The organism is Phocaeicola sp. HCN-40430, from assembly GCF_037890285.1.
Taxonomy (GTDB): domain Bacteria; phylum Bacteroidota; class Bacteroidia; order Bacteroidales; family Bacteroidaceae; genus Phocaeicola; species Phocaeicola acetigenes.
The window spans coordinates 98,920-121,083 of the sequence record NZ_JBBKBS010000008.1; the positions used below are offsets into that span (position 1 = coordinate 98,920).

Sequence of the window (22,164 nt, forward strand, 5' to 3'; positions counted from 1 at the left end):
AAATTAAGCTAATTTTCCCGTTTTTTTCTTATTTTGCACCCAAAATATACTTCATTATGAAAAGTTTCCAAACCGAAAGTCAGTTCTCATACAAGGAACTGCTATATAAATGCGTCATTTTTTTGGCTACAGTAACTCTACTCGTCTATTTCCTGCCACGAGAAGGTAAATTCAATTATCAATTTGATATTAACAAACCCTGGAAGTACGGACTGTTACAGGCTTCATTCGATTTTCCAATCTACAAAGAAGAGCAACAAGTACAGCACGAGCAAGACAGTGTAATGGCTGCCTATCGTCCTTACTATGGACTAGACAAAAGGATTGGTGATGAAATGATAAAAAAATTCAAAGATGACTATGCCAGCACTCTCTATCGTATTATCCCTAATCCAACATATAGAAATCACATTGAACGACTATTGAAAGATATATACGAACAAGGAGTAATCGGTGTCAATGATTTGTCCAATTTGCGGAAAGACAGTTTTTTCCATATACGGATTGTGGACAGAAACATATCAAGTCAACGGGATATAAACAATCTGTATACAATTAAACAGGCTTATGAGACACTCATCAAGTCAGATACTATTCATTACAATAAGCAGATGTTACAACTCTGCAACCTAAACAATTACATTGCTCCTAATTTGATTTACGATGCAGAGAAATCGGAATCAGCCAAACAGGATTTGCTTTCAAACATTTCCTGGGCCAGCGGATTCGTCATGAACGGACAAAAAATTATTGACCGAGGAGAGATTATCAACCAGCAAACCTACAACATCTTAAAGTCACTCCAGAAAGAATGGAGCAAACGAAGCGAGACTACTACCGAGAAACGTCTTACTCTTTTCGGACAAATCTTGTTTGTAGCGATTCTCATTGGTATTTTCTTTACCTATCTGGAACTTTTCCGCAAAGATTATTACAGCCGGAAAAGATGTCTATATCTGCTCTTCAGCATTATCGTCATCTTCCCCATCATATCGTTTATTATGGTAGAACACGCTTTTCTTAACGTATATATTGTTCCTTTTGCCATGATACCGATTATTATACGTATTTTCCTCGACTCCCGCACCGCTTTTATGGCACATATCACCTCCATATTGCTATGCTCTATTGTACTGCGTACGCCGCATGAGTTTATCTTACTTCAAACCGTAGCAGGTATGGCAGGTATCTATAGTCTTCGGGAATTATCACAACGGTCGCAACTTCTGCGAAGTGCTTTTATCGTGACACTGTCTTATGCGATTCTTTATCTGGCACTCGACCTTATTCACGTCAGTACGATAGCACAACTCAGCACGAATATGTATATCAATTTTATCCTGAATGGAATTCTGCTTCTATTCACTTATCCGTTGCTGTTTATATTGGAAAAGACCTTCGGATTCACTTCCAACGTAACATTAGTAGAGCTCTCCAACATCAACAACAAACTAATGAGGGAGATGTCGGAAGTAGCACCCGGTACTTTCCAACACTCCTTACAATTGGCTAACCTCACTGCTGCTGCTGCTAACCGCATCGGAGCCAACAGCCAACTGGTACGTACGGGAGCTATGTATCACGATATAGGTAAGATGCTCAATCCCGCCTTTTTTACAGAGAATCAATCAGGTGTCAATCCTCATGACCAATTGACTTATAAACAAAGTGCTCAGATTGTCATCAGCCATATTACGGATGGAATGAAACTGGCGGATAAGTATAATCTTCCTACGGTTATAAAAGACTTTATCTGTACTCATCATGGAGCTGGACTTACCAAATATTTTTATATTTCATATCAGAACGAACACCCGGATGAAGAAGTCGATAAAACAGCTTTCCAGTATCCCGGTCCCAATCCGTTTACCAAAGAGCAGGCTATTCTGATGATGGCAGACTCGGTAGAAGCAGCTTCACGCAGCTTACCAGAATATACAGAAGAAAGCATTTCGGCATTAGTCGACAAGATTATAGACAGTCAGGTACAAGAAGGCTATTTTAAGGAATGTCCGATTACTTTCAAAGACATAGCCACTGTAAAAACTGTATTCAAGGAAAAACTGAAAACAATGTACCACACACGTATCAGTTATCCGGAACTTAAGAAATAAAAGAAATGCCTTCATACTCTATTTGCTTCAAATAAAGCATATCAAAAAGTATGAAGGCATTTTTATTTAAAAGTAATTCATGCTGTCTGATAAAGTTTTAAATGCCCTGTTATTACGTTCGAAAACGTGACTTGTATCATCAGCATTCGATACTTGTATCGTTAGCTTACGATACTTGTATCATCGGCCTTCGATACAAGTAACGTAAATCAACCCTTATTTTCGTATAAACAGTTTGTTTAAAAGCTTGCCCTAAAATGCAAAAACTATTGTTTTACAGCATCCAATAAGCCTTCGCAGGCATCTTCCAAAATATCGAGTACATTTTCGAATCCCTGCGCACCGCCATAGTAAGGATCGGGGACATAATCCACAACCTTTACCCGACAATAATCAGTCATTCGTTGAATTTTACGTTCTGACTCAACATCCGGTGCTTTTTCACGCAACGCATCGATATTGCGATCATCCATACCAAGAATCAGGTCAAAATTATAGAAATCTTCTGTGCGTACCGGACGGGACAAATGAGTAATGTGATAGCCACGCCGTGCCGCATGTGCCCGCATCCGCTCGTCGGCCGGCTCACCGTGGTGAAAGCTGCTGATACCAGCCGAATCAACTTCAATTTCATGCTCCAGTCCGGCTCTTTTAATATATGTACGCATAATTTCCTCTGCCGATGAAGACCGGCAGATATTTCCTAAACAAACAAAGAGTATTCGCTTCATGCTTATTTTATATTCAGATAATCTTTAAACTTTTCTACACTCAGGTTCATTATCAGTTCTTCCGGAAAACCTGTTTCATCCACCAGTTGCCACACATAGTCATAAGTGGCAATATCAAAAGAAATATGTGCATCGCTTCCTAAAATAACCGGTACTTCATATTTCTTACAAAGGCGAAGTATCTCTAAATTATTACCTCTCGCCTCTGCTTTATTCCGGCAAGGTTTCAATGAACTATTGTTTATTTCCAGCAAAGTACGATGTTCTTTTGCAGCCAGTACGATAGGTTCAAAATCGAGTTGGGCTGTTCCGTCACCCGGATGACTGATAATATGAGTATATGGATTAGCAATGGCATTTATCATACCTTGCGTATTTTCTTCTCTTGTACCCTGACTGTAACACAACGAATGAATACCGACAATACGGATATCAAGCATTTGCATGGTCTTTTCATCCAAATCGAGTGTACCTTTTGTATCTATAATATTAATTTCTGCTCCTAATAATAATTCAATACCATACATCCGACGAGGCACTACATGCAAATTACGGAAATAAATAGGATTACACGTTCCTGGAATACCCGGCGAATGCTCTGTGATACCCAATACTTTCAATCCTTTCTCTGCAGCAGCCTGTGCCATTTCCTGCAAAGTACTGAAAGCATGTCCACTTGCTACTGTATGTGTATGTACATCTAATTCTACTTTTTTCATAAACTATATTTTACATCGGGTCTACATCATAATAAACCGTCAGCGAGCGGAAGCGTTCATCTTCCATTATGCTGCGCTGTACTTGAGTTAAATAATCACGCACTTTTTTCATCGAAGCAGTCTGTTCCACCTTGACTACTATTTTTCGGATAAATAAGGTCTGTATACGCGATACAGGAGGCTTGTCAGGTCCTAAGACTCGACTTCCCAGCCCGCTTCGCAGATAAGCAGCCATCAAATCGGCAGCTTGTCCAAGCACATCTTCTTTACGGTGCTTCAGATACACATATACCAAGCGGTAGAAAGGTGGATAATGAAATAATTCCCGTTCATCAATCTGCTCCTGATACATTCTGGGATAATCATTCGTCATCACTTCATGAATGACAGGCAACTCCGGCGACTTTGTCTGTAACACGACCAGACCTTGTTTATTCTTTCTTCCGGCACGCCCTGCTACTTGCGCCATCAACTGGAAAGCACGTTCATAAGAACGAAAATCGGGATAGTTCAACATCGAATCGGCATTCAATATACCTACCACACTCACCTTATCGAAATCCAATCCCTTCGATACCATTTGTGTACCAATCAGAATATCTGTGCGCTGCTCTTCAAAATCGGCAATAATTTTTTCGTAAGCAGTACGGGTACGTGTCGTATCCAAATCCATCCGGGCAATACGGGCATCGGGAAACAGGACCTTCATATCATCTTCTATCTTTTCGGTTCCGAATCCCCGGTTTATCAGTTCCGTTCCTCCACATGCCGGACATGATTTCGGTACGGTTTCCGTATAGCCACAATAGTGACAAGTCAACTGGTTTAATCCTTTATGATAAGTAAGACTGACATCACAGTTCTTGCACTTGGGCACCCATGCACATGTACGACATTCTATCATAGGAGCAAAGCCTCTCCGATTTTGAAATAAAATGACTTGTTCTTTCTGCTCCAGTGCCTCACGTACTTTTTGCAAGAGTAAAGGAGAAAACTGAGCAGTCATCCGTTTCTTACGAGCAAGTTCCTTTATATCTACTAACTCCACATGTGGCAAAAGAATATTCTGATGACGCTCCTTCAGCTCTACCAGGCCGTATTTTCCATTCAGGGCATTGTAATAAGTTTCAATAGCCGGAGTAGCCGTTCCCAACAAAGTTTTCGCATCAAACATGGATGCAAGCATGATGGCTGCATTGCGTGCATGATAACGGGGAGCAGGATCCTGCTGTTTATAAGTTGCTTCGTGTTCTTCATCTACAATGACCAATCCTAACCGGCGGAAAGGTAAAAATACAGATGAACGCACTCCCAAAATCACATCATAATCGTGTTCCGACAATTGTTTCTTCCAAATTTCCACACGCTCGGCATCCGGGAATTTGGAATGATAAATGCCTAAACGAGAACCAAACACACGCTGCAAACGTTCGGTAATCTGTGTCGTCAAAGCTATCTCAGGCAATAAATACAAAACTTGCTTTCCTGCCTTCAAAACCTGTTCTATCAGATGAATATAGATTTCGGTCTTTCCACTGGCAGTTACCCCATGTAGCAGACATACACTTTTCTCGCAAAAACAATTCAGTATTCCGGTATAAGCACGCTGTTGTGCTTCACTCAATGGATTCAATGCCACCAGTTGACGGGAAGTTTCGGTCAACCGTCCTATTTCCTGGTTATATACTTCGAGAACCTGTTTATCTACCAGACCATTCAATACAGCAGGAGAAACACCGGCTGCCTGCAACAGGGCCTTTTTGGAAACTTCCTTTAATTCTGTTCCATCCTGCGTCCATCCGGACAACTCAATGTACTTCATCCACAAAGCCAACTGTTTGGGGACACGTGTCAGTTTATCGAACTGAAGACGTACAGCCTCCTCCGTCCGCATTTGCTCCGTCAGCCTTACACGTGCTTCTGTACGAGGCTTATAATGATGTTTTAATTCTTCTTTTACACGAATCGCCTGTTTATCCAACAACGATTTTATAACCGGAAGTAATAATTTGATTCCACTAGCCTTTTCCAGTTGAGTAACATACTGCTCCGGATCGTTACTGAGCAAATCAAGTATCTGTTGTTCTTTGAGAGGAAGAGGGACTTCCGATTCGAACTCCGGATTATATACAACCAAAGTTTCACTTTCTATCTTCAACCCCGACGGTAACGCTGCCTTGTATACATCACCCAGTGTGCACAAATAGTAATCTGCCATCCATTGCCAGAAATCATATTGGCGCCTCAACAATACAGGAGTTGTGTCCAGCACTTCACTGACAGCTTTGGTTTCATACCCCTCAGGCTTTTCTTCATGTACACGAGTCACAATTGCCGTATAAAATTTCTTACTTCCAAACTGCACAATAACACGGCAGCCTGGTTGCACACGGCTTTCCCATTCCTCCGGAAGCGAATAGGTATACTGTCCGACAACAGGTAAAGGCACTATGACATCCACGTACTTCTTCATGCTACAAAGGTACAAAAAACACTTACTTCCGATTGCCCGTTTATCAAACTTTTATAGCTTTGCAAAAGAACAATTATACAATACAACTTATGAAAATATACAAAATCGGTATTATCGGTTGTGGAGGCATTGCAGCAAAAATGGCAGCCACATTGGGAGGGATGAAAGGAGTCGCCCGATACGCTGTTGCTTCCCGTTCGATAGACAAAGCACAACAGTTTGCAAACGACTGGCTGTTCACTAAAGCTTACGGCTCTTACGAAGCACTGGCAGACGACCCGGAAGTAGATTTGATTTACATTGCTACCCCACATGCCATGCACTACGACAATGCACGTATGTGTATTCTGAAAGGCAAACCGGTGTTGTGTGAAAAAGCATTCACGGCCAATGCCCGCCAGGCAGAGGAATTGCTTCAACTGGCAAAAGAAAAAGGAGTATTCATCACAGAGGCCATCTGGACCCGCTATATGCCACTGTCCCTCACTATACAGGAACTGATTCAATCGGGGGTCATCGGCACTCCCCGTACCTTATCTGCCAACCTAAGCTACGTCATCGACAACAAGGAACGCATCATCCGCCCGGAACTGGCAGGAGGTGCCTTGCTGGATATCGGTGTTTATACACTGAACTTTGCAGCTATGGCATTTGGCACAGAGATTGAACAAATACACAGCGTATGTCAAAAAACCGAAACTGGTGTCGACTCACAAGAAAGTATTACCCTTTTCTATAAAGACGGTAAGATGGCTACGCTCCAAGCCAGCATCCACGTACAAAGTGACCGTCAGGGAATCATTGCAGGAGATAAAGGATTTATGGTAGTAGAAAACATCAATAATCCGCAATCAGTACGTATCGTAGACCGCAAGTATAATACCACTGCTATATATTATGCACCTCAGCAAATCACGGGATACGAATATCAGGTATATGCCTGTATCGAAGCACTCGAAAAAGGATGGCTGGAATCGCCTTATATGCCACATTCCGAAACCTTACGCATCATGCATCAAATGGACGCACTAAGACGAGAATGGGGAGTAGTTTATCCATGTGACTAAATAAAGACTAGCCTATAAACAAATACCAAAATCCCCTCTTATTACGATCAAAGATTCGCATAAGAGAGGATTTTAATTATTGAAAACCTAATATATTCAAGAAGCCTCAGAACAGATAAGCCAATGAGATCTGCCAAGTATTCTTTTTCATATCCAATTCAGGACCCTGATACTCTTCAGATACAGCCTTAGCCAGCTTACTGATACCAAAATTATAATTCAATCCAATCTGAATATGACGGATTAGTTTCACACCTGCTCCTACATTGAATGTAGTATAACAAGTCTTCATATCAAAAGCCTCTGCAAAATATCCGCTACCTACATTAAATCCAAACTGTGGACCGGCAGCCACATAAGCCCCTAATGTACTTCCCAATCCAAACGACCATTTCAGATTAACAGGTACTTCAATCGATTTCAAAGTCTGGCTTTCGCTATAACTCTCTCCCCCTTCATTCACAGTAGCTTTCGCCCCATCCTGGTTATACAGAGCAGCGACATCAAATCCCAAACCAACAACCGGTAAGGTAAATTCAACCATCGGACCTACAAAAAATCCGGTACGGTTATCTCCCTTCACCACATCCTGTGAGAAAGACAAAGTAGAAATATTCAATCCGCCCTTCAAACCAAACTTCACTTGAGCTTGTGCAGGCAATGCAATCCATAAACAAGCAAAAATCACAAATGTGGATAAAAATTTCTTCATATAATCTTATTTTATTGGTTATAAAAACAAATGTAATAAAATTCCACAAAAAAAGAAATATATTACATTTTTTCCAGTATGCAATCCAAGCTTTTCACAACGAAAAAAGGAGTCCAGCGAAAGTATATTAAAAATGAATGGGATTTCTATCAAAAAAATATTTGCCAACAATTGATATACAGACACCTCGTGTCCTTTATTTTATTACAAGGTCCATCCTGCAGTCCAGTCTTCACCTTCTTTTACGGCACCTTTATAGTCTGTAGCTGTAAAGAATGAATCATCTGACAAGTCTTTACCACCGCTAACTGTACCTACATAGTTATTCTTCCACTGGAATACCTGATTAGTCAAATTACTTGCTACAGCTGTAAAATCTGTATTGGTATAAATACCTTGTTTTGAAGAAACTTCCCCATCCAAAGCCACATATTCCAATTTAGAAGTACCATCTTTCAATGCATTTTCTGTTTCGTTTGTTTCTACAGTCAGAGGTTTTCCTTTACCTGCAATCAACGCATTATACAACTCAACCTGAGTACCTGCACGCAAACGTACTCCCTGTTCTGTACCTCCATTTCCAATCAGTGTTGCATTGGCAATAACAGGATGAGCAACCGGAGTAGCAGCATTGTTATTTCCGTTGTTGTCACATTCCATCAAACAGTCACAGTCATATCCCAAGCTACCTTCTGCTTCCTGATAAGCAACAACAAACTGAGCTTTACCATTCCATCCTTCTGTCCAGTCGAAAGAGTCGTCACTACAACTGGTAGCAACCATATATTTCACATTTACAGAACCACCGAAGAACTCAAAACCATCATCCGATCCTTTATATGCCTGCAAATGTTCTACCGTAGTACCATTTCCAACTCCATAGAAAGAAACACCATTTGCTTCGTGTTCTTCATCAAACGCATATCCTGTATATTCCAAACGGATATATTTTAATGTACCCGAATTATCATTATCATTTGAACCACCATAAGCAGCGTTACCAATTTCAGAAAGTCCAGATCCGTTATTGGTATGAGCATAACCACAGATGTGCAATCCTCCCCACGCACCAGCTTCCTTCTTTTCAGAAGTCATTATAATAGGATTTTCCGCAGTACCTTGTGCATTGATCTTTGCTCCCTGTTCTACCAAAATATAGTCCACAACCTCATCATACTTTGCAATAAGAGTTACTCCCGGTTCAATCGTCAATGTTACGCCTGGTTTAACATGAACACCTCCAGTCAATGTATATGTTTCTCCTGATTTCAATGTCATGTTTTCAGTAATATCCTTATCAATTACATTCTGGCCACCTTCTTCCGGTCCTGACGGAGTTGTATTATCACTACAAGAAGTTGTACACAATGCCATACCTGTAAACAATGCCATAGCAGCAGATTTCCAATACTTTTTCATAATAAAATGTTTTTTAGTTTAATCGTTTTTTACCTTAACTATAAATTATATGTTACTCCAATTTCAAAATTAGTACCTCGTTTAAATCGTTCCACCTCTACTTTTTCTCCTGTAGACGGTACTTCCTGTTTAAATATCACAGGCTGATTCAACAAGTCATTTACCTGTAGTTTAAAAGCTATTTTTTCGTTCAGTTTAAAGCTGGTCACCCAATTCATAGTATGTACAGGCTGCTGCTTCACATCCCCCAATCCGGAAATACCGACCGACTGAATACGTGGTCCTTGTAAATTATATACTAATGCAGCACTCAACTGTTTGACTTCTCCAAATCGCGGACTATATGTAATATCCGCATTAACCAGATAAGGTGATGCCCCTTGCAGTGCACGCTGTGTATTGGTGTAAGCTCCTCCTTCCGGCAGTTTTACGTCGGTATACATAAAGGAAGCATTCGCACCGAAACGCAAATCGCGAACAAGTTCTTTCCGGAATTCTACCTCCAATCCTGTAGCCATACCATTGCTGGCATTTTGGAAAGAATGTACAGTTGCACCTCCCGCCAGAGTCTGTATCTGTTCAATCGGATTCTCCAAATGTTTATAATAAGCAGTAGCAGAAAACATATCCCCATTATCAAAGAACCACTCGTAACGCAAATCTATATTGTAATTATAACCATTCTTCAAATCTGCATTACCTCGAATCTGTGCAGAACCATATGATTCCTGATAAAGGAATGGAGCCATTTCAATAAATGATGGACGAGTCACTGTACGAGAGAATGAGAAACGAAGATTCTGCTGTTTGTTAAACTGATAACGTAAATTCATTGCAGGAAAAAGATCGTTTGTCTTCAACTCTCTTCGATGACGTTTTCCTCCATCATCCGCATAGTCCACCCACTGGTTACTGCTTTCATAACGAACCCCCACATTCACCAATAAAGCTTCCAACGGGTAAATATCAGCCAACACATATCCTGCATAAATTTTGTTTCCTGCAGTATAACTGTCCTTAGGTTGCTGAGAACGTGAAATAGAAACTTCTCCATTTTCTATTGCCTCCTGATTTAAAAAGCCTGAAGGATTATAAATATCCTCCTCTCCATTTATTGTAGGATTCAGTTTATTCAGGTTATAATAAAAACGGGTAGAAGCATAATCTCGTGTTTTATCCTTATAAGTAAATCCTGCCTGGAGTTTGTTTTGTGCTCCAAATTTGTATTCCCCTGACAGATTTCCTACCCATTCCTTTTCATCCAACACACCGAAATAACGCATGGTTTCCTGACGGTTAAGTTTGAAAAGATTGATGCTGTTACCCTCACGTATAAACATAATCTGACGACGATCGGGTTCATCACTGGCGGTCTTACTATAAGAACCTCCCCAATTCAAGCTCCATTGTTCTCCCAAAAAGTGTTTTCCATTGAGCTGATGATTTTGAAGACTATAAATATGAGTCACACTATTACTACCTATCAAATTATGGTCTTCATAATCGTACCCTTCCCGGTACATGTAAGTATCCACTGCATTACGTGCATAGAAAAAAGTATAGCTCAACTGATCTTGTGTACGGAAACGATATCCCAAACTACCAAGTCCTGCTATTTTCAATTCATTTGAATAGCTGTCATAGCTAAAGTCGTTCAAGGTTGTACCGGTAGCCTCCAATGTACGTACGCTCGAATCAAACATAGCCTGTTGTTCATTACTAATACCTACAGATGCCAATAAACTAAGTTGATTTCCATTTACATCGAAATTCTTGCCAAAGCCAATATTTCCACCAAACTCCGGTAATGCTGTCTTTTTAGATACATCAAAAGTAGTACCGAACAATGAGTTTTTCTTCGCATACTCCTCAAACTCCAACAATTCCATATCACGCAGTTTCTGATCCAAAGAAGGAGTTTTAAACAATGTTCCATTCTGAACCATGCGATACATATCTTTTCCCAGTGTATTAAACTTTCCACCTACATTGAAAGAAACACTGAAGAAATCCTCACCAGTCTGCTCTTTAGTACCAATATCAATATGAGCTCCAGAATAATCAGCAAATGAATTTGCCTCATACACTTTGCTCACTGTAATATTCTTAACTGTAGAAGTTGGAAACAAATCCAGCGGAATCAATTTATTATCCGGATTCGGAGAAGCAATAGGAAGTCCATTCAATGTCGTCGTGCTATATCGGTCACCCAACCCGCGTACAATAATCTGTCCGGCAGAAGCAACAGATACACCCGTAATCTTCTTCACCCCTTCCTCTACATTGGAGATACCTTTAATACTCATTTCCTTGGAACCAATGTTTTCAATGGCTACACTCGACTTCTGCCGTTCTACCATCAATGCTCTTTCATTTTCCAAGTTTTTTCTTGCCACAACTGTAACTTCCCCCAATTGTTGTTCATCAGATGTCAAGGCAATAACCAATTCCTCTTTATTTCCTTTTTCTACTACAATTTCCTGTGATTTGTAAGATACATATTGTACAAGCAATGTACACGATTTCCCTTTTATATCTTTAATTTCAAAACGGCCATCTATATCAGTAATCGCACCTGTAGAAGTTCCTACAACCTGCACCGTAGCTCCAATAAGCGGCTCTTTGGTTGCATTATCTATCACTACACCTTTTACCGTAAATGCCTGAGCGCTGACGCTTATCATCATTGCCGCGGCTGTCAAACACATTTTACCTGTACCAATCATTCTTTTCTCAGTTTATTTTTCTGTCGCAAAAATATTCCGAGCATATTTCTTGCTGATTGCATCTTGCTGATAATTGGCTTACAGGTGAATTACAATTTCATTACACACCAAATCCTACTAACTCATTAGTAATTAGAAAGTAACAAGAATAAAACAGATGTAACAAAAACAAAACAATTATGTTAAAAAAGAAAGAAGGAAAACAAGATAAACTTGCAATCGAAAAAAGTAGACACAAAAAAAGAGACTATCAAAATAAAATTTGACTATTATTTTGTCATCTTGAACAAAATGACAATCTCGTTATACTTTCGAGATAGTTTTTGCCAATGACAACCTTTTTGATAGCTAAATTTTATTTTAATAGCCTCTTCCTTCAATACTAATAATATGTGACAGTTTGTTATTTCTTGGAATAATGGTATCTCATAGAGAATATATAAACCTCTATTATATCATCATGCACGGAATAAACGATTCTATGCTCTGCATTGATTCTTCTTGACCATTTCCCTGCCAGTTCATATTTAAGCGGTTCTGGTTTTCCTATTCCTGTGTATGGGTGTGCGGCAATATCTTCCAATAAGGTTTTGATTTTATTTAAGATAGCCTTATTCCCACTTTGGGTAAAGTATAGGTATTCTTTTCGTGCCTGTTCTGATAATGTTATTCTGTACATGCAACACGTTTTAAGAAATCCTCTATGCTTTCACCTTCATTCTGAGATACAAAGTTACCGTTCTTAATATCTTCTTCGCCTTTATGTATTGCTTCCATTGTATCGGGTGACGACATGATGTATTCCGTTTCCTTTAGAGAGTTATATTCATCCAAAGAAATCATCACTACTCCTTTGCCATTCCCACGATTGACAACTACAGTATCATAATCGTCAATAACCGCATCAATGTAGCTTTTCAAATTAGCTCTTAAATCTGTGTAATTGGCTGTTCTCATAAAACCTCCTTTGTTATAGCACAAAGATATGTACTTATTTGCGTACTTACAAATATAAATGGTTAATTATTGGATATTTAAGAAAAGGACAACCATTTAAGAACGCCCTATCCTTCTCAATCAATAAAGTTTATTTATATCTCTCATCACCATGTAAAACAGAGTTGCTTCCTAAAGCCATTTCTGTAGCACTGAAACAATAGTGAAACAAATGCCTTAAAAGAGGATAAAAACAGGCAAAAGCAACAGCTTGTAATCGGGAGGTTGCACACGAAAAAAAGGTTGTAACAACCAGTGTTACAACCTTTTTCTTTGTGGGCCAGCTAGGGCTTGAACCTAGGACCTCCAGATTATGAGTCTGTTGCTCTAACCAACTGAGCTACAAGCCCTGGAAATTTTAAACATTTCAAAACTGATGCAAAAGTAATGGATTAGGATGAAACCTGCAACATTTAGCAAGGAAAAATTAATAAAAAAAACTAATGCGATGAGACTTATCAATATATGTTGTATTTTTGTTCCACTTAATAATTTAATAATTAGGCATATGTCACAACAGTCAAAAGAAAATCACCTTACAGGCTTGTCAGAACAAGAAGTCCTTGCAAGTCGTCAGGCACACGGCAACAACTTATTAACACCTCCCAAACGCCCTTCCATGTGGAAGTTGTATTTGGAGAAATTCCAGGATCCGGTGATACGGGTATTGCTGGTTGCAGCATTTTTTTCTCTGATCATCTCCATTATAGAAAGCGAATATGCCGAAACCATCGGTATCTTTTTTGCAATCTTTCTGGCTACCGGAATTGGCTTCTATTTTGAATACGATGCCAACAAAAAGTTCGACCTGCTGAATGCGGTTGGAGAAGAAACCCCCGTTACAGTTATCCGCGACGGAAAAGTACGCGAAATTCCCCGTAAAGACATTGTAGTAGGCGATATTGTCATATTGAATACCGGCGAAGAAATTCCTGCTGATGGGGTTCTGATAGAAGCAGTATCACTCCAGGTGAACGAATCGAGTTTAACAGGAGAATTAATGGTCAACAAGACTACAGACGAAGCTCATTTCGATGAAGAAGCCACCTATCCGTCGAATACTGTTATGCGCGGTACTACCATCACCGACGGACATGGAGTAATGAAAGTAGAACGAGTAGGAGATGCAACCGAAATTGGGAAAGTAGCCCGCCAGGCAACCGAACAAAGTGGAGAACAAACCCCACTCAATATCCAGCTTACCAAACTGGCCAATCTGATAGGAAAAGTAGGCTTCACCATTGCGACCCTTACCTTTCTTACTTTTACAGCCAAAGACCTTTATGCCTATCTGACTACGACTCAAGTCACCGGATGGCACGAATGGCTGGAAATAGCCCGTATCGTATTGAAATACTTCATGATGGCAGTTACCTTAATCGTTGTAGCAGTTCCCGAAGGATTACCGATGAGCGTTACCCTCAGTCTGGCACTCAACATGCGCCGTATGCTGAAGACCAACAACCTGGTACGCAAAATGCATGCCTGCGAAACCATGGGTGCTATTACCGTTATCTGTACAGATAAAACCGGAACACTGACACAAAATCTGATGCAGGTATACGAAGCCCAGCTCGACGAGAGTCAGCCGGAACTGATAGCAGAAGGTATTGCAGCCAATTCAACCGCCTTTTTGGAAGAAAAAGGCGAAGGCGAAAAACCTTCGGGTGTAGGAAACCCTACAGAAATAGCTCTTTTGTTGTGGCTCAACAGCAAAGGACAAGACTATATGCAGCTTCGTGAAAATGCCAAAGTGGTCAACCAGCTTACATTCTCTACCGAACGTAAGTACATGGCTACCTTAGTAGATTCTCCTATCCAGAAAAAGCGAGTACTTTATATTAAAGGAGCTCCCGAAATCGTCATGAGTAAATGTAATCTGACTTCTGACGCTATCAATCAGTACAATGCACAGCTATTGGCTTACCAGAACAAGGCAATGCGTACCTTAGGCGTGGCTTATAAATACATTCCCGATGGAGCACCGGAAGATTGTGCCGAACTGGTAAACGAAGGAGGAATGAGCTTCATTGGTATTTTCGCCATCAGCGACCCGATTCGTCCCGACGTTCCCGAAGCAGTAAAACGCTGCCAGTCTGCCGGAATCGGTATCAAGATTGTAACAGGAGATACTCCGGGAACAGCTACAGAGATTGCCCGCCAGATTGGTTTGTGGAAACCGGAAGATACGGAACGTAACCGAATAACCGGAGTCGAGTTTGCAGCCCTAACCGATGAAGAAGCATTAGAACGTGTGCTCGACTTAAAAGTCATGAGCCGTGCCCGTCCGATGGATAAGCAGCGTCTTGTACAATTGCTCCAGCAAAAAGGAGCAGTCGTAGCCGTTACTGGTGATGGTACAAACGATGCCCCTGCCCTCAATCATGCTCAGGTAGGTCTGTCTATGGGTACCGGAACGTCAGTTGCCAAGGAAGCCAGCGACATTACCTTGCTCGACGACTCGTTCCACAGTATTGCTACAGCTGTAATGTGGGGACGATCACTCTATAAAAACATACAGCGCTTTATCGTGTTCCAGCTTACTATCAACGTAGTAGCTTTGCTCAGCGTATTGTTTGGTGCATTCTTCGGTACAGCACTTCCTCTTACTGTAACCCAAATGCTATGGGTAAACCTGATTATGGATACTTTTGCTGCCATGGCATTGGCATCCATCTCACCCAGCATGGATGTCATGGACGAAAAGCCACGCCGCAGAAGCGATTTTATCATTACTCCTGCCATGCGCAACAACATCTTTGGGGTAGGATTGGGATTCCTTGCCGTCTTAATGGGACTTTTGGCTTATTTCAATCATCTTCCAGGAGGAATGGATACACATCACCTCACTATATTCTTTACCATCTTTATCATGCTGCAGTTCTGGAATCTGTTTAATGCCAGTGTATTCGGAACCAACCACTCTATTTTCCGCGATGCCAGCCATGCATTGGGAATGCTGAGTGTAGCCGGCATCATTCTGATTGGTCAGATTATTATCGTCACCTTCGGTGGAAAAGTATTCCGGACAGAACCGCTTCCAGCGATAGAATGGCTCTACATTATAGGAGCAACTTCTGCTGTGTTGTGGATAGGTGAATTATGGAGAGGTATCAAACGTCTTACCAAAAAATAATGCGACGATGAATTCAAACATCCGAAATATTATCTTCGACTGGGGAGGCGTTTTGCTGGACCTCGACGTAGAAGGTTGCATCCGTGCTTTCGAAAAAGCCGGAGCAACCCACATAAAAGAACAACTGAACGGAACCAATGAACTTGGTGTATTCAAAGACTATGAATGCGGCAAGATAGATACTCCCGCTTTCCGTAGAGAAATCTGCCGGCTCACAGGAGCAGAGTTACCAGATGCTGAAATAGACCGCATTTGGAACAGCGAACTGCTAACTATTCCTCAAGAAAAGCTGGAACTGTTACAGAGTCTGCATTCCCGTTATAATCTTTACCTGCTCAGCAATACCAACGAACTGCATTGGGAACATGGTTCAGCCTATGCATTTCAATATCAAGGGAAAGACCTTAAAGACTGTTTCAAACAGATTTTCCTATCATTCCGTATGGGACTGGCAAAACCCGATCCTGCCATCTTCCGTACAGCACTGCACGAAGCCGGATTGTCTGCCGAAGAAACTCTTTTTATTGATGATGCAGAAATAAACTGTCAGGCTGCAGCTTCAGTAGGCATACATGCAGTTCATTATATACCCGGAACAGATTTAAACAAAATATTCGAATAATAACAGTACAATGCAAATTATCACAGACGCCATACAGTCCTTCTCTTTTCCTCCATGTGCAGCCACTATCGGCTGTTTCGACGGTGTACACCGCGGCCATCAGTACTTGCTCCAACAGGTAACCGAAGTAGCCCGGCAAGAAGGCCTGTCTACGGCGCTGATAACGTTTCCGGTTCATCCACGCCAGGTAATGCAAAGTGACTATCAGCCTCAACTACTATCTTGTCTTCCACAAAAGACAAGCCTTATACAGTCACTTCCCGGAGATTATTGCATCATGCTGCCTTTTACCCATGAACTCTCTTGCCTTACTGCACGCGAATTCATGCAGTTTCTTCACCAGCAATACAACGTACGTACCCTGGTAATAGGCTATGATCATCGTTTTGGTCACAACCGAAGCGAAGGTTTTAAAGACTATTGCCGCTATGGTGAAGAATTACACATCAAGGTAGTTCAGGCACAAGCTCTGACGGAAGAAAACATATCCATCAGCTCTTCTGTAATCCGTACCTTACTAAAAGAAGGAAACATAACACAAGCCAACCACTACCTAGGTTACTCCTATTATTTAGACGGTACAGTAGTAAACGGGTATAAGGTAGGCCGTAAATTAGGATTCCCTACCGCCAACCTTCTTCCCTCCTGCCCCGACAAACTGATTCCAGCCGAAGGGGTATATGCAGTATATGCCTATATCGAAGGACAACGGTACAAAGGAATGCTCAATATCGGCTGCCGGCCTACAGTTCATAATGGTACAAACCGCTCCATAGAGGTTAATATACTCGATTTCTCGGGCGATATCTACCACAAGCAGATGCGTATTGAGTTTCAGTACTTCATCCGTAAAGAACAAAATTTTCCTAACCTTGATGCTCTGATTAATCAGCTGAAAAAAGACAGAAATATAGTGTCTGAATTGCTTACTCTGTAAATTTCATATCTACATTATACAGAAAGTGCTTTCATCCTTCTTACAGGCAGGATGAAAGCACTTTCTGCATAATAAAAGTTCTATATGTAATTCATATCCATTAGTAATTCTATAAAAAAGGTGTGCAGCCGCTTTTTCACAAAAACGACTGCACCAATATGTAAACTTTATATAAGAGAGAAAATTATCTTCTATTAGTTATCAAACGGGAAGTTAACCGGAGTAGAAGACAATGTCATCACATTATCCGGGTTACCAACTTCTGTCAAAGTAATTTCTGTAGGAGTATATGGATTATCAGCAGTAAGTTTGAATGTCTTAGTTGTACTGTAACCAAATGGTACCAGACCATAATTAAATCCACATTTATTGTGATAGAATATACCGTTACTGTCACCATCCATCGCAAATTTCATTACAATTTCATCCTCACCAGACAACTGATAATCGTAATATAATCCACCGGCATATACTGTTCCAGACGCCATCACTGCACTTCCGAAATAAACACCGAATTTTCCACCTTTATAAGAACCAAGCAACCAGTAATACAATTTTTCTCCAGCCACATTTGGATTAGTTTCATAATTCTCTTTAATCTTGTCGAAATACAATTGAGGCTGACTACCCAATTTACTATATGCCATATACCAAGAACCGCTTATCAGCAACTGATTCAGCGGAGTAGCTTCTCCTTCCAGAATCAAAGAGCCATCTTCAGACACATAACTTCCGGTTTCCTTATCACACAACAGTTCAGAATACTCTTTACCATTGCCCGGTTTAAAAGAAGAATAGAATTTTATCGAGTTAGGACGTTGTATATAAGCCAACTCTTCCGATACAACCTCATCTCCTTCCATGTGGGTGAAAACCAAAGTGCGGTAAGTACCTTTCGACACTTCAAATTCCACATTACCAGCTGTAGTAGTAAAGTTTTTAAAAGGCATTTCTTTTTCTATAGCAGAAATACTCTTCAAATAATCGGCCCACGCCATACCTTCCGGTACCGGAGTCATTACCGCCTTATTGCCCGATTTTCTTCCTTTCAGCACAACCTGCTCAGATGTAGCCGACATGATTGTAAAATCATAGTCACCTTCCATACCCAGACCGGTCTGTCCTACTCCCGACGCAGGATCGGAAAAGAAATGAAGAATATCATTATAGGTATCAAACGACAAGGTTGGTCCGGCGAGTTCTCTCAGTTTATACAAGCTGGTAGCAGTAGCGGTAGGTGCTGCCACATCTGCAGCTACCGTAACCTGTCCATCTTCTGTAAACGAAAGCAATATATTATATCCTCCATAAGCCTGTTGTGCCTGTGGGAAATATTCCAGCAGCCATCCGTTCGAAGCTCCGGTCAGCACTTTCAATTCTTCTTTCATGGTCTTATCTATCCTTGCAGAAGAACTTTCACCAAATATATCATCCGTTTCAGGGCTACAAGCAGCCATAAGAAACGAACAAATCATGACCAATAAATATATACTCTTTTTCATATACTTTCCTTATTTAATTAAGAGTTCCCCATTCCATATCTGCCACTTTAGCCTGGCGTTCCTGTACCAGTTCATGCAAAGCCTGAATATCAATATTCCATGATTCGGCCAAGTAGTCTTTCACCATTTCCAACTTTTGGAGAATCAGTGGAGCACCTTCTTCACCTGCTTCTGTAAGAATAGCTTGCCATTCTTCATCCGACTTCACCACATAGTTTGCAATAGTTTCTACAAAGTCTTCATTCACTTCACTGGAGCCATATGCTGTAACAAAACCCAACTTACGTACCTGTGCATCAGTTACATTTACCCATCCTTCTCCAGTGTATTGACCTTCGGTAATTTCATTGAATTCGGTTGAGTAGTTTTTGGTCTGATGCAAGATATGGGCAAATTCATGATGCATGGTCTTGAAATACCATTCATTCAGGATATCCATATTCGGGTTTTCCATGTCTAAGCCATTTACATTGAACAAAGTAATTTTCATACCTCCCTCTGCTGTACCCAGCACCATAGAACCTGTAGAAGCATTATACTCCGGTGAACCTACCCAATGCATAATTTTCGGGCAGTAACTAGCCAGAAAATCATGTCCTGCAATCTCTACATAGACATCCATCCATAAGTATTTAACCAACTGAGCCAATGCAATAGATTTTTCTATTCTGGCCGGTACTACATTGTAGTCCAAGTCAGATTCAATATCCTCGAAACGATACTTCAAATCAATATTAAAAGGCTCGGTATAATTTTTCAGAATCCAGGTATCAAACTCATTCCGCTGCGGTGAAGTAGTATCAAATATACTTTCCGGATTCAGTTCCTCCTCACTGCAAGAAGGAATAACGAATGCGGCCAATGCCATCATCAATAAATATATAAACTTTTTCATAATTCTCTATCTTTTAAAGTTTGTCATCTGGGATTAGCTTCCAAACCAGCACCTATCACATCTTGTGGCAACTGCATAGCCCGTCGCAAATCATCTTTCTTCAATACATCCGGACTCAAGCCATCTCTGTTGTGAGATATTTCAATATTATATCTCTTGATATCCAACCAGCGTTCGCCACCATGTATCAACTCAATTCGACGCATCTGCAGGATACAGTGCATAAAGTTTTCCTGCTTATCATCCACAAAGCCCAAAGGAGGATTCAGCTGTCTCTTTACAGTACGCTGAGAATCGTCTGTTACAGGTACCGGTGTATAGTTAATCTTTTGATAATACTCTACTACACTTTCCTCTGTCACATGCTCAGGGTCGCCATAGCTACCATCACCTTTATGCGAATCAATCCAATAATTCATATATTCCACAGCCTTAGCATAATCAGGCTGAGCTTTCATTACAAACGCTTCGGCACAGCACATCAAAGTTTCATCGGTAGTAAACGGTACTACTACTGCATGGCGATAACCGATACCATTTACCTTGTCTGTATATTCAAAATACATTCCATATTTCACAAAACTTCTTTTCTGCTCATTTCCAAATAATGAATTATAGAAAGTGGTTCCGGCACTTCCCCATACTCCATTAGCCCATAAAGTTTCGCTTCTTGTAATTGTATTACTCATACCATAACGCTTACTTAAGTTATAAGGTCCGTAGATATATGGCCATGAAGAATATACCGGAGTAATAAGCAGATTCGCAGCCGATTTCACATTGATATACGCATCTGCAATATTAGAGATACTATTGAATGAACCCAACTCTTCCTGATAGTGACGCAGCACATTGTAAGGACTCTTTCCTAACACCTGCTCTCCATACTGCAATACTTTTTCATAGTTCGACTTGTCTTCCTGTACATAAAACAGATAGAAACGTGCCGCAAATGCATTGGCTGCCTTCTTATTAAAATGATATTTAGGTACTGAATACAAGTTATCATCAATAAGAGGAAGACCTTTCAGGATATCTGCTTCAATTTTTTCGTATACTTCCTGAAGTGTACCACGTGTATAGAGAGGAGCTACTTCTGTTTCCGGTTTCGTGACATACGGAATACCCAATTTACTGCCTGCTGTCTGAGGATTATAAGCCTCGCAGAATGTATTGGCAAGGAGGAAGTGTGCATATGCACGGCAAAGAAGCGCTTCACCTTTCTGCGCATTCCAAGCCTCTCCATCACCCATTTGTTCAATGGCCTGCAACGCATGATTGGCAGAAGAAATAGCCATATAGCAGCGGTCCCACAAACCTTGAGGCGAATCATCGTCGGTTTCTGTTCTTACATCATTCCACAGATAAGCATCTTCCACTGTCTGTGTTTCTATATCATACATTTTTCCATTATCCATTGCGTTGTCCGAAGCCAACTCCCACATCAGCATGGGGTAAGATAAAGGATATGCGGAAACCAACAGTTTGGTAACTTTGTCCACTGAATTCAGTTCTGTTCTGTTATCTGGTACAGTATCCAAGAAGTCCTCACAAGATGTGAAGGAAAAAGCCAGTGCCAATGCTGTACCTAATATCTTAAATTTCTTCATATTAATCTTAGTTTATGTTCTTCTTAAATACCCAATCTTAATGTCAAAGTAAACTGCTTGGGAACAGGAGCAGCCACACCACCAGTATTAAAGAATTCCGGATCCTGACCATTCAACTTGCTGTCTGCATAAATCAAGAACAGGTTGGTAGCCTGTAATTTCAATGAAAGATTACTCAACTTCATGCTATTTGCCCACTGTTTCGGGAAATCATAAGAAAGTGATATTTCTTTCATACGGATAAAATCTCCTTTTGCAATACGGTCTGTAGAATAGTTGTACGCATTGTAAGCACGATTCAGATAAGAATCCTGTTTGTTCATACGTCTATCTGCTATTACAGGTACGGTAGTATATTTTTCATCTCCCGGAATTGTCCAGCGATTGATAAACTCTTTGGGCATAGCATCCAAATCCGAATATTCATTACTGAATACAGGGTCCAGGCGAATTACATTGCCAAACGAATAAGTAATAAAGACATTCAGTTTGAAGTTTTTATAAG

General features: G+C 40.6%; 16 protein-coding genes, 1 tRNA gene and 1 pseudogene. 5 read left to right on the forward strand and 13 right to left on the reverse strand.

The window, feature by feature from the left end; genetic code table 11:
- Positions 1-56: 56 nt before the first annotated feature.
- Positions 57-2,114, forward strand: a complete 2,058-nt coding sequence (locus tag WKU26_RS05375; RefSeq protein WP_340321181.1) for an HD family phosphohydrolase — start codon at positions 57-59, stop codon at positions 2,112-2,114.
- Between the two features lie 266 nt (positions 2,115-2,380).
- Here WKU26_RS05375 and WKU26_RS05380 read toward each other — a convergent pair whose 3' ends face one another.
- Genes WKU26_RS05380 through priA form a run of 3 tightly spaced genes read right to left on the reverse strand, consistent with a single transcriptional unit; the run spans position 2,381 to position 6,037 of the window.
- Positions 2,381-2,845 (reverse strand): low molecular weight protein-tyrosine-phosphatase, encoded by a 465-nt coding sequence (locus tag WKU26_RS05380; protein WP_340321182.1) that lies wholly within the window; start codon positions 2,843-2,845, stop codon positions 2,381-2,383.
- A gap of 2 nt (positions 2,846-2,847) precedes the next feature.
- On the reverse strand, positions 2,848-3,564 hold the full coding sequence (locus WKU26_RS05385; protein ID WP_340321183.1) for a phosphatase: 717 nt from the start codon (positions 3,562-3,564) through the stop codon (positions 2,848-2,850).
- A gap of 10 nt (positions 3,565-3,574) precedes the next feature.
- On the reverse strand, positions 3,575-6,037 hold the full coding sequence (priA, locus tag WKU26_RS05390; RefSeq protein ID WP_340321184.1) for a replication restart helicase PriA: 2,463 nt from the start codon (positions 6,035-6,037) through the stop codon (positions 3,575-3,577).
- 89 nt (positions 6,038-6,126) lie between these two features.
- Between priA and WKU26_RS05395 the strand changes: the two genes are divergently transcribed.
- Positions 6,127-7,104, forward strand: coding sequence for a Gfo/Idh/MocA family protein (locus tag WKU26_RS05395; RefSeq protein ID WP_340321185.1), 978 nt, complete (start codon positions 6,127-6,129; stop codon positions 7,102-7,104).
- A 106-nt stretch (positions 7,105-7,210) separates the two neighbouring features.
- Here WKU26_RS05395 and WKU26_RS05400 read toward each other — a convergent pair whose 3' ends face one another.
- The 6 genes from WKU26_RS05400 to WKU26_RS05425 form a co-directional block, all read right to left on the reverse strand.
- A complete protein-coding gene (locus WKU26_RS05400) occupies positions 7,211-7,816 on the reverse strand; it encodes a porin family protein (protein ID WP_340321186.1) in 606 nt (201 codons plus the stop codon).
- Between the two features lie 204 nt (positions 7,817-8,020).
- Positions 8,021-9,235 (reverse strand): hypothetical protein, encoded by a 1,215-nt coding sequence (locus WKU26_RS05405; RefSeq protein ID WP_269877907.1) that lies wholly within the window; start codon positions 9,233-9,235, stop codon positions 8,021-8,023.
- A gap of 38 nt (positions 9,236-9,273) precedes the next feature.
- Positions 9,274-11,961, reverse strand: a complete 2,688-nt coding sequence (locus tag WKU26_RS05410) for a TonB-dependent receptor (protein ID WP_340321187.1) — start codon at positions 11,959-11,961, stop codon at positions 9,274-9,276.
- Between the two features lie 403 nt (positions 11,962-12,364).
- On the reverse strand, positions 12,365-12,640 hold the full coding sequence (locus WKU26_RS05415) for a Txe/YoeB family addiction module toxin (protein ID WP_202191302.1): 276 nt from the start codon (positions 12,638-12,640) through the stop codon (positions 12,365-12,367).
- Complete coding sequence (locus WKU26_RS05420; RefSeq protein WP_269877904.1) at positions 12,628-12,918, reverse strand: type II toxin-antitoxin system Phd/YefM family antitoxin; 291 nt, start codon at positions 12,916-12,918, stop codon at positions 12,628-12,630. The genes WKU26_RS05415 and WKU26_RS05420 overlap by 13 nt, the downstream gene beginning before the upstream one ends.
- A 315-nt stretch (positions 12,919-13,233) precedes the next feature.
- Positions 13,234-13,307, reverse strand: a tRNA-Ile gene (locus WKU26_RS05425).
- Positions 13,308-13,465: 158 nt separating this feature from the next.
- Between WKU26_RS05425 and WKU26_RS05430 the strand changes: the two genes are divergently transcribed.
- From WKU26_RS05430 to WKU26_RS05440, 3 genes are read left to right on the forward strand one after another with little or no spacing between them, the layout of a single operon-like run.
- The gene (locus WKU26_RS05430; protein WP_340321188.1) at positions 13,466-16,093 is read left to right on the forward strand and encodes a calcium-translocating P-type ATPase, PMCA-type; all 2,628 of its coding nucleotides are present in this window, start codon (positions 13,466-13,468) and stop codon (positions 16,091-16,093) included.
- Between the two features lie 7 nt (positions 16,094-16,100).
- Complete coding sequence (locus tag WKU26_RS05435) at positions 16,101-16,715, forward strand: HAD family hydrolase (protein ID WP_340321189.1); 615 nt, start codon at positions 16,101-16,103, stop codon at positions 16,713-16,715.
- Positions 16,716-16,725: 10 nt separating this feature from the next.
- Complete coding sequence (locus tag WKU26_RS05440; protein WP_340321190.1) at positions 16,726-17,652, forward strand: bifunctional riboflavin kinase/FAD synthetase; 927 nt, start codon at positions 16,726-16,728, stop codon at positions 17,650-17,652.
- Positions 17,653-17,846: 194 nt separating this feature from the next.
- On the opposite strand, the gene WKU26_RS05445 is transcribed toward WKU26_RS05440, so the two are convergent.
- From WKU26_RS05445 to WKU26_RS05460, 4 genes and pseudogenes are all read right to left on the reverse strand, one after another.
- Positions 17,847-19,154 carry a DUF4302 domain-containing protein gene (locus WKU26_RS05445; protein ID WP_340321191.1) on the reverse strand — a complete coding sequence of 436 codons (1,308 nt, stop codon included), beginning with the start codon at positions 19,152-19,154 and terminating at the stop codon, positions 17,847-17,849.
- Positions 19,155-19,167: 13 nt separating this feature from the next.
- On the reverse strand, positions 19,168-20,049 hold the full coding sequence (locus WKU26_RS05450; protein ID WP_340321192.1) for a zinc-binding metallopeptidase: 882 nt from the start codon (positions 20,047-20,049) through the stop codon (positions 19,168-19,170).
- A 23-nt stretch (positions 20,050-20,072) separates the two neighbouring features.
- On the reverse strand, positions 20,073-21,659 hold the full coding sequence (locus WKU26_RS05455) for a RagB/SusD family nutrient uptake outer membrane protein (RefSeq protein WP_340321193.1): 1,587 nt from the start codon (positions 21,657-21,659) through the stop codon (positions 20,073-20,075).
- Between the two features lie 23 nt (positions 21,660-21,682).
- Positions 21,683-22,164, reverse strand: a pseudogene (locus WKU26_RS05460) (SusC/RagA family protein); the annotation flags it as partial.